The sequence below is a fragment of the Flavobacterium praedii genome, assembly GCF_026810365.1.
Lineage (GTDB): Bacteria > Bacteroidota > Bacteroidia > Flavobacteriales > Flavobacteriaceae > Flavobacterium > Flavobacterium praedii.
In genome coordinates, this window is record NZ_CP113948.1 from 1231538 (window position 1) to 1247115 (window position 15578).

The window sequence follows — 15578 nt, forward strand, 5'->3', positions numbered from 1 at the left end:
AAATCATTGACATGAAAAATAATTACTTAAATACTGTTTTAAAAACCATAAAGTTTTTATTAATAATGATATTAATTTTTGGTAATGTAAGTATTACAAATGCACAAAATGTGACTTTTGCAAAACGAGGTATTTCTAGAACTATTAATGGTGACTTTCAAATGATAGGAAACACAAATCTTACGTTAGTTTCCTATACAGATAGTGATAACAACAGTAATAATGACATGAAAGTTGTTGACACAGACGGTGATAATTCAACAACAAATTCATCTTCTGCAACATTAAATTTTTCAACAGAAAATGGTGCAAATATTAACCAAACGACTATACTTTTTGCGGGATTATATTGGTCAGGGCGTACTAGTGATAATGTTACTGACGCACGTAAAAAACAAATAAAAATTAAAGGTCCAAGCGGAAGTTATTCAAATTATACCGCTTCTGAAATTAGATTTCCTGGGACTCAAAATATGTATGTTGGATTTGTAGATGTTACTAGTTTGGTTCAATCTCAACGTAATGGGTCTTATACAGTTGCAGATATGGCAGTAAGTACAGGAAATGGAGGTTCAATTGGATACTACGGTGGATGGGGAATGATAGTTGTATACGATAATCCACAAATGAACCTAAGAGATATATCTATATTTGATGGATATGCTTTTATTGATGGACCTGACAATACCAACTTTACCTTAGATGTTACAGGAATTAATACCGTTAAGTCTGGTACTGTAAATATGAAAATGGGTTTAATGGCTGGCGAGGGAGATGTTGGGATTTCTGGTGATTATTTTGAAATAAAAGACCAAAGTAATAATTGGGTAAGATTAAGTCATGCAGACAATTCCACTACAAATTTCTTTAATAGTTCAGTATATCCAAGAGGAACAAGAAATCCAGATTTAAAAAACAATACTGGAGTCGATGTCAGTATGTTTACAATTCCTAATGCAAACAATTCTGTTATAAAAAATGAACAAACTTCTGCTTCATTTCGATATGGTTCAACACAAGATACATACGTTATTTATTGTTTAACAACTTCATCTGATGCCTATTTACCTGGAATAAAATTAACAAAAACCTGCACACCAGGTTGTTATTCTACAGCTGGAAGCATTTTATCATATCGTTTTGAAGTTAAGAATGATGGTAATGCACCACTTAATACTGTTGTTGTTACCGACACTAAGACTTCAACACCAGTTTATTCATCAGGAGATAGTAATACAAACAACATTTTAGATATAAATGAAACTTGGATCTTTACTGCAAATTATACCGTAACCGCAAATGATTTAAATAGTTCAAGTATAGTAAATACAGCTGAAGTTACTGCTAAGGACCCACAAAATAAATCTGTAAAAGCATCAGGTAGTAATACTGTTTTCAAAGCACCAACTGTTGCAATAACATCACAAACTAATGTTTCTTGTAATGGAGGTGCTAATGGCACAATAGACATTACAGCTTCGGGAGGTACAGGAACATATACTTATGATTGGGCTGACTTACCAGGAACTAATGATTTAGAAGATCGTACAGGTTTGGTTGCAGGAACTTACAAAGTTACTGTGAAAAATCCAAATGGTTGTGCTTCAACTGAATTAAGTGTGACAATCACTCAACCTGCTGCCATAACTGTAACAAATACTAAAACAGACGTTTTATGTTTTGGAGCTTCTACTGGCGCCATTAACATTACGGCTTCTGGCGGAACAGGTGCTTACACTTACGACTGGGCTGATTTGGCTGGAACCAATGATATCGAAGATCGCACTGGACTAGCGGCAGGAACGTATACCGTAACTGTAAAAGATGCCAATGGTTGTAGCACTACTGCTTTGTCAGTAATCATTTCACAACCTGATTCGGCTGTGGCTGTGGCTAAAACTTCTCAAACCGATGTTTTATGTTTTGGGGCTTCTACTGGCGCCATTAACATTACGGCTTCTGGCGGAACAGGTGCTTACACTTACGACTGGGCTGATTTGGTTGGAACCAATGATATCGAAAACCGCACAGGACTAGCGGCAGGAACGTATACCGTAACTGTAAAAGATGCCAATGGTTGTAGTACTACTGCTTTGTCAGTAATCATTACACAACCTGATTCGGCTGTGGCTGTGGCCAAAACTTCTCAAACAGACGTTTTATGTTTTGGAGCTTCTACTGGGGCCATTAACATTACGGCTTCCGGCGGAACAGGTGCTTACACTTACGACTGGGCTGATTTGGCTGGAACCAATGATATTGAAGACCGCACTGGACTAGCAGCAGGAACTTATAACGTAACTGTAAAAGATGCCAATGGCTGTAGTACTACTGCATTATCAATAATCATTACACAACCTGCTTCGGCTGTGGCTGTGGCCAAAACTTCTCAAACAGACGTTTCATGCTTTGGAGCTACTACTGGAGCTATTAATATTACTGCTTCTGGCGGAACAGGTGCTTACACTTACGACTGGGCAGATTTGGCAGGAACCAATGATATCGAAGACCGCACAGGACTAGCGGCAGGAACTTATACCGTAACTGTAAAAGATGCCAATGATTGTAGTACTGCTGCATTATCAGTAATCATTACACAACCTGCTTCGGCTGTGGCTGTGGCCAAAACTTCTCAAACAGACGTTTCATGCTTTGGAGCTTCCACTGGAGCTATTAATATTACTGCTTCTGGCGGAACAGGTGCTTACACTTACGACTGGGCTGATTTGGCAGGAACCAATGATATAGAAGATCGTACAGGACTAGCGGCAGGAACTTATACCGTAACTGTAAAAGATGCCAATGGTTGTAGTACTGCTGCATTATCAGTAATCATTACACAACCTGCTTCGGCTGTGGCTGTGGCAAAAACTTCTCAAACCGATGTTTTATGTTTTGGAGCTTCCACTGGAGCTATTAACATTACTGCTTCTGGCGGAACAGGTGCTTACACTTACGACTGGGCTGATTTGGTTGGAACCAATGATGTTGAAGACCGCACAGGATTAGTGGCAGGAACTTATACCGTAACTGTAAAAGATGCCAATGGTTGTAGTACTGCTGCATTATCAATAATCATTACACAACCTACTTCGGCTGTGGCTGTGGCCAAAACTTCTCAAACTGATGTTTTATGTTTTGGAGCTTCTACTGGCGCCATTAACATTACGGCTTCTGGCGGAACAGGTGCTTACACTTACGACTGGGCTGATTTGGTTGGAACCAATGATATCGAAGACCGTACTGGACTAGCAGCAGGAACTTATACCGTAACTGTAAAAGATGCCAATGGCTGTAGTACTGCGGCATTATCAGTAACCATTGGTCAACCAGAAGCGGTATTAACTTGTTCCATTATACAAAACAAAGCAGTTTCTGCTAATGGTTTAAGCGATGGCCAAGCAACTGTTACTCCTCTTGGCGGAAATGGCGGATACACTTATCTTTGGGACAACGATGAAACAACTGCAAAAGCAGTGGCATTAAATGCTGGATTGCACACCGTTACCGTTACCGATTCCAAAGGATGTAAAACTACTTGCGAAATTACCATCACTCAACCTGATGTATTGTCTTGTAGCATCACTCAAGATGCGCCTGCCAAATGTTATGGTGATAGTAACGGTAAAGCAACTGTTAGTGCAATTGGCGGAAATGGAGATTATACTTACTTATGGGACAACGGTGAAACAACTGCTCAAGCGGTTGGTTTAAATGCTGGTTCACATACTGTAACCGTGACCGATAAATTAGGATACAAAACAACTTGTAACATAACCATTGGTCAACCAGAAGCGGTATTAACTTGTTCAATAATTCAAAATAAAGCAGTTTCTGCTAATGGTTTAAGCGACGGTCAAGCAACTGTTACTCCTCTTGGCGGAAATGGCGGATACACTTATCTTTGGGACAACGATGAAACAACTGCAAAAGCAGTGGCATTAAATGCTGGATTGCACACCGTTACCGTTACCGACTCCAAAGGATGTAAAACCACTTGCGAAATTACCATCACTCAACCTGATGTATTGTCTTGTAGCATCACTCAAGATGCACCTGCCAAATGTTATGGTGACAGCAACGGTAAAGCAACTGTTACTGCCATTGGCGGAAATGGAGACTATACTTACTTATGGGACAACGGTGAAACAACTGCTCAAGCGGTTGGTTTAAATGCTGGTTCACATACTGTAACCGTGACCGATAAATTAGGATACAAAACAACTTGTAACATAACCATTGGTCAACCAGAAGCGGTATTAACTTGTTCAATAATTCAAAATAAAGCAGTTTCTGCTAATGGTTTAAGCGATGGCCAAGCAACCGTTACTCCTCTTGGCGGAAATGGCGGATACACTTATCTTTGGGACAACGATGAAACAACTGCAAAAGCAGTGGCATTAAATGCTGGATTGCACACCGTTACCGTTACCGACTCCAAAGGATGTAAAACCACTTGCGAAATTACCATCACTCAACCTGATGTATTGTCTTGTAGCATCACTCAAGATGCACCTGCCAAATGTTATGGTGACAGCAACGGTAAAGCAACTGTTACTGCCATTGGCGGAAATGGAGACTATACTTACTTATGGGACAACGGTGAAACAACTGCTCAAGCGGTTGGTTTAAATGCTGGTTCACATACTGTAACCGTGACCGATAAATTAGGATACAAAACAACTTGTAACATAACCATTGGTCAACCAGAAGCGGTATTAACTTGTTCCATTATACAAAATAAAGCAGTTTCTGCTAATGGTTTAAGCGATGGCCAAGCAACTGTTACTCCTCTTGGCGGAAATGGCGGATACACTTATCTTTGGGACAACGATGAAACAACTGCAAAAGCAGTGGCATTAAATGCTGGATTGCACACCGTTACCGTTACCGACTCCAAAGGATGTAAAACCACTTGCGAAATTACCATCACTCAACCTGATGTATTGTCTTGTAGCATCACTCAAGATGCGCCTGCCAAATGTTATGGTGATAGTAACGGTAAAGCAACTGTTACTGCCATTGGCGGAAATGGAGACTATACTTACTTATGGGACAACGGCGAAACAACTGCTCAAGCGGTTGGTTTAAATGCTGGTTCACATACTGTAACCGTGACCGATAAATTAGGATACAAAACAACTTGTAACGTAACCATTGGTCAACCAGAAGCGGTATTAACTTGTTCCATTATACAAAACAAAGCAGTTTCTGCTAATGGTTTAAGCGATGGCCAAGCAACTGTTACTCCTCTTGGCGGAAATGGCGGATACACTTATCTTTGGGACAACGATGAAACAACTGCAAAAGCAGTGGCATTAAACGCTGGATTGCATACTGTTACCGTTACCGATTCCAAAGGATGTAAAACTACTTGCGAAATTACCATCACTCAACCTGATGTATTGTCTTGTAGCATCACTCAAGATGCGCCTGCCAAATGTTATGGTGATAGCAACGGTAAAGCAACTGTTACTGCCATTGGCGGAAATGGAGACTATACTTACTTATGGGACAACGGTGAAACAACTGCTCAAGCGGTTGGTTTAAATGCTGGTTCACATACTGTAACCGTGACCGATAAATTAGGATACAAAACAACTTGTAACGTAACCATTGGTCAACCAGAAGCGGTATTAACTTGTTCCATTATACAAAATAAAGCAGTTTCTGCTAATGGTTTAAGCGATGGCCAAGCAACTGTTACTCCTCTTGGCGGAAATGGCGGATACACTTATCTTTGGGACAACGATGAAACAACTGCAAAAGCAGTGGCATTAAATGCTGGATTGCACACCGTTACCGTTACCGATTCCAAAGGATGTAAAACTACTTGCGAAATTACCATCACTCAACCTGATGTATTGTCTTGTAGCATCACTCAAGATGCGCCTGCCAAATGTTATGGTGATAGTAACGGTAAAGCAACTGTTACTGCCATTGGAGGAAATGGAAACTATACTTACTTATGGGACAACGGCGAAACAACTGCTCAAGCGGTTGGTTTAAATGCTGGTTCACATACTGTAACCGTGACCGATAAATTAGGATATAAAACAACTTGTAACGTAACCATTGGTCAACCAGAAGCGGTATTAACTTGTTCCATTATACAAAATAAAGCAGTTTCTGCTAATGGTTTAAGCGACGGTCAAGCAACTGTTACTCCTCTTGGTGGAAATGGCGGATACACTTATCTTTGGGACAACGATGAAACAACTGCAAAAGCAGTGGCATTAAATGCTGGATTGCACACCGTTACTATTACCGACTCCAAAGGATGTAAAACTACTTGCGAAATTACCATCACTCAACCTGATGTATTGTCTTGTAGCATCACTCAAGATGCGCCTGCCAAATGTTATGGAGACAGTAACGGTAAAGCAACTGTTACTGCCATTGGAGGAAATGGGGATTACACTTACTCTTGGGATAATGGCGAAACAACTGCCCAAGCGGTTGGTTTAAATGCTGGTTCACATACTGTAACCGTGACCGATAAATTAGGATATAAAACAACTTGTAACGTAACCATTGGTCAACCAGAAGCGGTATTAACTTGTTCAATAATTCAAAACAAAGCAGTTTCTGCTAATGGTTTAAGTGATGGAGAAGCAACCGTTACTCCTCTTGGCGGAAATGGCGGATACACTTATCTTTGGGATAATGCTGAAACAACTGCAAAAGCAGTGGCATTAAATGCTGGATTGCACACCGTTACCGTTACCGACTCCAAAGGATGTAAAACTACTTGCGAAATTACCATCTCTCAACCTGATGTATTGTCTTGTAGCATCACTCAAGATGCGCCTGCCAAATGTTATGGTGATAGTAACGGTAAAGCTACTGTTACTGCCATTGGAGGAAATGGAGACTACACTTACTTATGGGACAACGGTGAAACTACTGCTCAAGCGGTTGGTTTAAATGCTGGTTCACATACTGTAACCGTGACCGATAAATTAGGATATAAAACAACTTGTAACGTAACCATTGGTCAACCAGAAGCGGTATTAACTTGTTCAATAATTCAAAACAAAGCAGTTTCTGCTAATGGTTTAAACGATGGCCAAGCAACTGTTACTCCTCTTGGTGGAAATGGCGGATACACTTATCTTTGGGACAACGATGAAACAACTGCAAAAGCAGTGGCATTAAACGCTGGATTGCACACCGTTACTGTTACCGACTCCAAAGGATGTAAAACCACTTGCGAAATTACCATCACTCAACCTGATGTATTGTCTTGTAGCATCACTCAAGATGCGCCTGCCAAATGTTATGGTGATAGTAACGGTAAAGCAACTGTTAGTGCAATTGGCGGAAATGGAGATTATACTTACTTATGGGACAACGGTGAAACAACTGCTCAAGCGGTTGGTTTAAATGCTGGTTCACATACTGTAACCGTGACCGATAAATTAGGATATAAAACAACTTGTAACGTAACCATTGGTCAACCAGAAGCGGTTTTAACTTGTTCAATAATTCAAAACAAAGCAGTTTCTGCTAATGGTTTAAGCGATGGCCAAGCAACTGTTACTCCTCTTGGCGGAAATGGCGGATACACTTATCTTTGGGACAACGATGAAACAACTGCAAAAGCAGTGGCATTAAATGCTGGATTGCACACCGTTACTGTTACCGACTCCAAAGGATGTAAAACCACTTGCGAAATTACCATCACTCAACCTGATGTATTGTCTTGTAGCATCACTCAAGATGCGCCTGCCAAATGTTATGGTGATAGTAACGGTAAAGCAACCGTTACTGCCATTGGAGGAAATGGAGACTACACTTACTTATGGGACAACGGCGAAACAACTGCTCAAGCGGTTGGTTTAAATGCTGGTTCACATACTGTAACCGTGACCGATAAATTAGGATATAAAACAACTTGTAACGTAACCATTGGTCAACCAGAAGCGGTATTAACTTGTTCCATTATTCAAAACAAAGCAGTTTCTGCTAATGGTTTAAGCGATGGCCAAGCAACTGTTACTCCTCTTGGCGGAAATGGCGGATACACTTATCTTTGGGACAACGATGAAACAACTGCAAAAGCAGTGGCATTAAACGCTGGATTGCACACCGTTACCGTTACCGACTCCAAAGGATGTAAAACCACTTGCGAAATTACCATCACTCAACCTGATGTATTGTCTTGTAGCATCACTCAAGATGCGCCTGCCAAATGTTATGGTGATAGTAACGGTAAAGCAACTGTTACTGCCATTGGAGGAAATGGAGATTATACTTACTTATGGGACAACGGTGAAACAACTGCTCAAGCGGTTGGTTTAAATGCTGGTTCACATACTGTAACCGTGACCGATAAATTAGGATATAAAACAACTTGTAACATAACCATTGGTCAACCAGAAGCGGTATTAACTTGTTCAATAATTCAAAACAAAGCAGTTTCTGCTAATGGTTTAAGCGACGGTCAAGCAACTGTTACTCCTCTTGGCGGAAATGGCGGATACACTTATCTTTGGGACAACGATGAAACAACTGCAAAAGCAGTGGCATTAAATGCTGGATTGCACACCGTTACCGTTACCGATTCCAAAGGATGTAAAACCACTTGCGAAATTACCATCACTCAACCTGATGTATTGTCTTGTAGCATCACTCAAGATGCGCCTGCCAAATGTTATGGTGATAGTAACGGTAAAGCAACCGTTACTGCCATTGGAGGAAATGGAGACTATACTTACTTATGGGACAACGGTGAAACAACTGCTCAAGCGGTTGGTTTAAATGCTGGTTCACATACTGTAACCGTGACCGATAAATTAGGATACAAAACAACTTGTAACGTAACCATTGGTCAACCAGAAGCGGTATTAACTTGTTCCATTATACAAAACAAAGCAGTTTCTGCTAATGGTTTAAGCGATGGCCAAGCAACTGTTACTCCTCTTGGCGGAAATGGCGGATACACTTATCTTTGGGACAACGATGAAACAACTGCAAAAGCAGTGGCATTAAACGCTGGATTGCACACTGTTACCGTTACCGATTCCAAAGGATGTAAAACTACTTGCGAAATTACCATCACTCAACCTGATGTATTGTCTTGTAGCATCACTCAAGATGCGCCTGCCAAATGTTATGGTGATAGCAACGGTAAAGCAACTGTTACTGCCATTGGCGGAAATGGAGACTATACTTACTTATGGGACAACGGTGAAACAACTGCTCAAGCGGTTGGTTTAAATGCTGGTTCACATACTGTAACCGTGACCGATAAATTAGGATACAAAACAACTTGTAACGTAACCATTGGTCAACCAGAAGCGGTATTAACTTGTTCCATTATACAAAATAAAGCAGTTTCTGCTAATGGTTTAAGCGATGGCCAAGCAACTGTTACTCCTCTTGGCGGAAATGGCGGATACACTTATCTTTGGGACAACGATGAAACAACTGCAAAAGCAGTGGCATTAAATGCTGGATTGCACACCGTTACTGTTACCGACTCCAAAGGATGTAAAACCACTTGCGAAATTACCATCACTCAACCTGATGTATTGTCTTGTAGCATCACTCAAGATGCGCCTGCCAAATGTTATGGTGATAGTAACGGTAAAGCAACCGTTACTGCCATTGGAGGAAATGGAGACTACACTTACTTATGGGACAACGGCGAAACAACTGCTCAAGCGGTTGGTTTAAATGCTGGTTCACATACTGTAACCGTGACCGATAAATTAGGATATAAAACAACTTGTAACGTAACCATTGGTCAACCAGAAGCGGTATTAACTTGTTCCATTATTCAAAACAAAGCAGTTTCTGCTAATGGTTTAAGCGATGGCCAAGCAACTGTTACTCCTCTTGGCGGAAATGGCGGATACACTTATCTTTGGGACAACGATGAAACAACTGCAAAAGCAGTGGCATTAAACGCTGGATTGCACACCGTTACCGTTACCGACTCCAAAGGATGTAAAACCACTTGCGAAATTACCATCACTCAACCTGATGTATTGTCTTGTAGCATCACTCAAGATGCGCCTGCCAAATGTTATGGTGATAGTAACGGTAAAGCAACTGTTACTGCCATTGGCGGAAATGGAGACTATACTTACTTATGGGACAACGGTGAAACAACTGCTCAAGCGGTTGGTTTAAATGCTGGTTCACATACTGTAACCGTGACCGATAAATTAGGATACAAAACAACTTGTAACGTAACTATTGGTCAGCCAAGTGCTCCTTTAAGTGCTACAGCGGTTATTGTAAACAACAATAATTGTGTTGGATGTAGTAATGGTTCTATTGACATTACTGTTACTGGAGGAACAACTCCTTATACTTTCTTATGGTCTAATGGAGCTATTACTGAAGATATTTCAAACTTACCAAATGGTACGTATAATGTTGAAATTACCGATAAAAATGGTTGCAAAGCCAATTATACTTATGTGATTTCAGAATCAAGCATCAACATTACTAAAGATGGAACTTATGTAGATTCCAATCAAGATGGTATTACCAATATAGGTGATGAGGTGACTTATAATTTTGTGATAACAAACACAGGAAGTGTACCTCTAACAAATATTACAGTATTCGATAACAATGCAGTTATCACAGGAGGGCCTATTGATATTTTGGCTCCTGGAGCAACAGATTCAACTACATTCTCAGGTAGTCATATCATCACACAAGATGATATCAATACAGGTTATGTGTACAATTTAGCAACTGTTACTGGTAAAGATCCAGAAGATAAAACCGTAACAGATACTTCTTCTGATCCTACGCCTTGTACTACTTGTCCAATCAATCCAGAATGTCCTGATTGTACTATTACTCCACTTGAACAAACTCCAGGTATCAATATTACCAAAGATGGAACTTATGTAGATTCCAATCAAGATGGTATTACGAATATTGGTGATGTAGTTACTTATAATTTTGTAATTAAAAATACAGGAAACACCACTTTAACGAATATAACTGTTACAGATAACAATGCTACTATAACTGGAGGACCAATAGCATCGCTTGCGGTAGGTGCAACTGATTCTACAACATTCTCAGGTAGTCATGTAATAACTCAAGATGATATCAATACAGGTTATGTGTACAACTTGGCAACAGCTACTGGTATAGATCCAAAAGGAAATCCTGTAACGGATACTTCTTCTGATCCTACGCCTTGTACTACTTGTCCAATCAATCCAGAATGTCCTGATTGTACTATTACTCCACTTGAACAAACTCCAGGTATCAATATTACCAAAGATGGAACTTATGTAGATTCCAATCAAGATGGAATTACGAATATTAGTGATGTCGTAACTTATAATTTTGTAATTAAAAATATAGGAAACACCACTTTAACGAATATAACTGTTACAGATAACAATGCTACTATAACTGGAGGACCAATAGCATCGCTTGCGGTAGGTGAAACTGATTCTACAACATTCTCAGGTAGTCATGTAATAACTCAAGAAGATATCAATACAGGTTATGTGTACAACTTGGCAACAGCTACTGGTATAGATCCAAAAGGAAATCCTGTAACGGATACTTCTTCTGATCCTACGCCTTGTACTACTTGTCCAATTGATCCAGAATGTCCTGATTGTACTATTACTCCACTTGAACAAACTCCAGGTATCAATATTACCAAAGATGGAACTTATGTAGATTCCAATCAAGATGGAATTACAAATGTTGGAGATGTAGTAACTTATAATTTTGTAATAAAAAATACAGGAAACACCACTTTAACGAATATAACTGTTACAGATAACAATGCTACAATCACTGGAGGACCAATAGCATCGCTTGCGGTAGGTGCAACTGATTCTACAACATTCTCAGGTAGTCATGTAATAACTCAAGAAGATATCAATACAGGTTATGTGTACAACTTGGCAACAGCTACTGGTATAGATCCAAAAGGAAATCCTGTAACGGATACTTCATCTGATCCTACGCCTTGTACTACTTGTCCAATCAATCCAGAATGTACTGATTGTACTATTACTCCACTTGAACAAACTCCAGGTATCAATATTACCAAAGATGGAACTTATGTAGATTCCAATCAAGATGGAATTACAAATATTGGAGATGTAGTAACTTATAATTTTGTAATAAAAAATACAGGAAACACCACTTTAACGAATATAACTGTTACAGATAACAATGCTACAATCACTGGAGGACCAATAGCATCGCTTGCGGTAGGTGCAACTGATTCTACAACATTCTCAGGTAGTCATGTAATAACTCAAGAAGATATCAATACAGGTTATGTGTACAACTTGGCAACAGCTACTGGTATAGATCCAAAAGGAAATCCTGTAACGGATACTTCTTCTGATCCTACTCCTTGTACTACTTGTCCAATCAATCCAGAATGTCCTGATTGTACTATTACTCCACTTACCCAGTCACCTGGATTAGTAGTTATTAAAACGGCTACAACTTCAAGTTATAGCATTGTTGGGGATGTAATTAATTATACCATTATTGTAAAAAATACAGGAAATCAAACATTGCATCAAATAACAGTAAAAGATCCATTGACTGGATTAGATACAATAATAGAAACATTAACACCAGGTGCCAATTCTGAGTTTACTCAAAGTTATACAGTAACTCAAGAGGATCTGAATAAAGGATCTGTTACCAATGTAGCTAAGGCTGATGGATTTACACCAAATGAAACTCCAATTAGTGCTTCAGATGATGAAATTGTAAATGAAAAAACAAATCCAATTGATGCTGTAGATGATAACGCCGGTATAATTGTTGGTGTGAATCAAATTACTCCAAATGTGATTAACGTATTTACAAATGATACTTTAAATGCATTACCGGTAAATCCTGCCGATGTCATCCTTACAACTGTAACTTCAAACCCATTCCTGCAAATGAATCCTGATGGTTCAATTGATGTATTGGCAGATGCTCCAGTGGGAACACAAACAATGACTTATCAAATTTGTGAAAAATTAAATACAACTAACTGTGATACCGCAATAGTTACTGTTACGATTGAAGCTCCAAGTATAACTGTAGCAGGAGAAGGTACTTGCACAAATGACGTTCCATATTTTAGCTACACCACAACTGCTAATAATTTCACTCCAGTAAATGGATTGACTTTAACTTGGACAGACAGTAAAAACAATGTTGTTGCTACAATGACAAACTTACCTTTAAGCGGAAAAGTATTATGGCCAGGTGCTGTAGTTGATGCAAATGGCAATGGAATCGATTGGCCAGGCTGGTTATTAGTTGATGGTAAATGGATAGAAGGTTCTGATGGATTCGAAAACCTAAGACCAACTGCATCCGTAACATTTACAGTAAATCCAAGTGAAACCATTACAGTAAATTACCCACCATCAACTCCATACTGTACCGCTAGACCAGTATTTACAATTGATGCTGTTGATGATACTGCAGGGCCAATAGACGGCATAAATGGCGCTACAAATGTTCTTAACGTATTCAAAAATGACACTTTGAATACCGTTGCAGTAAACCCTACAGACGTTACTTTAACTTTAGTAACAGCTGATCCAACAGGATATATGACAATGAATACTGATGGCTCAATAGATATTAAAGATGGTACTCCTGCTGGAACTTATATTTTGACTTATCAAATTTGTGAAAATGCAGACGAAGGAAATTGCGATACAGCCACTGTAACCATAACCGTTATTTGTACTGATAAAACTAAAATATCAGGTATTGTTTTCAATGCAGGTACAAACACTCCTTTGGCAAATGTTCCAGTAAATTTAGTACCACAAGGAACTACTACTGGACCAATCCAAATAAAAATTACCGATGCTCAAGGGTATTATAATTTTACAGGAATGGTTCCTGGAGATTATTTGGTTCAAGTACAAGATGCCAATTTGAATGCTGCATATCAATTATATCCAATAAATTCAAGTTTATTTTTTACCACTTTAGAAAATTGTAAATATCAAACTCACGATTTTGGATATGACAAATCCGATCTACCAGTATTAGGAGACTTTGTTTGGTACGATGTAAATAACAATGGAATTCAAGATGAGTGGTTTGATGCAAACAATGACGGATTAGTAACTAAAAATATTCCAGATGCAAATGGAGGTTTTGATTACAGTAAATGGGAATGGATAGATCTAAATGGTGACGGAAGCTATAAAGGATCTAATAATGTTGGAGAGTTGAATGCGGCCGGTTTTGGTAATGCAAAATCTCCAAATCTATTTGTAACGGGGCCTAATGATTATAATAAAAGTGTAATCATTGGTATTCAAGGTTTCTGGAGAAACCGACCACCAGTTGGAGCATTTGGAGATTACAAAGTGGAATTAAAAATGGATGCCAATTTAGAAGCTCAATCTTCAGCATTGGGAGCTACAGGATTGGTAAAAGTTTTACCAAATACAAGTAAAAAAGAAAATACTAAAAATACTGGCAAACCAACAAGTTTCGAAGTTTGCGGCCCTACTAATGGCAACCCACAAACAGTTGCTGTAACAGCACTCGATCCAGTACACTTGGATATTGACTATGGTATAAGTTGCAAAATGTTTGACGACATACAAGCTACCAATGACGTCTTTAATGTAACACAATGTTCTATTCTAAACGAATTAAGAAATGCATTAACAAACGATTTAATAAATGGATCTACTGCCAATTTAAGTGATTTTAAATTTAAATTATTAACGGCAATTAAACAATTTATTACAATTGATGAAAATGGAAATATAAAACTTATTGACGGAATAGCTACTGGACAATATACATTTGACTATCAAGTGTGTGAAGCATCAAATACTGCAAATTGTAGTACTGCAACAATCACCATAAACGTTGGTGGAATTGAACCGGCAACAATTTCTAGCACTACTTGTAATGCAGATACAACTCCATTAGATCTTAACACATTATTGCCTGCTGATGTTGCAAGAACAGGAACTTGGATTGATACTGATAATATAGGTGGCCTAAATGGTTCTATTTTAAATGCTTTTGGACTCCCTATCAATAAGTACAAATATGAATACAAACTGGCAGGCGATTGTCCACGTAGTATCTTCTTAGTTTTAGATGTTAATGATGATTGTAAAGTATTGGCGTGTAAATCGATTATTATACACAATGCGTTCTCAGCAAATGAAGATGGTATAAATGATTATTTCAAAATTGAAAACTTAGAAGATAATCTTTGTTATAATAACTTTAGAGTTGAAATATACAATAGATGGGGTGTTCTAGTTTTTGAAAAAGATAATTATAACAACGAAGGTAATGCATTTAGAGGACGATCTGAAGGTAGAACAACTATTAATAAAAACGAAGGATTACCAACAGGAACCTATTTCTACATTATTAGTTATGATACTTTTGACGGACAAGGAAAAACATTAAAAGTGAAAAAAGATGGTTATTTGTATTTAGTCAAATAAATCCAAATTAAAATACTCTGAGAAACAAAAAACCTCAGAGTATTTTAAACTATCGCTAAATAAAAGATTAACACTAAATTGAAATACCCTCAAAACTAAGCTATTAAAGCAAATAGCCATTTT

1 protein-coding gene is annotated in these 15578 nt (G+C 38.6%); it reads left to right on the plus strand.

Going from position 1 to position 15578, the window contains the following annotated elements; all coding sequences use genetic code 11:
* Positions 1-11: 11 nt before the first annotated feature.
* Positions 12-15455: a CLIPPER-2 domain-containing protein gene (locus OYT91_RS05325; protein WP_281239805.1), complete on the plus strand. Its 15444-nt coding sequence runs from the start codon at positions 12-14 to the stop codon at positions 15453-15455.
* Positions 15456-15578: the final 123 nt, after the last annotated feature.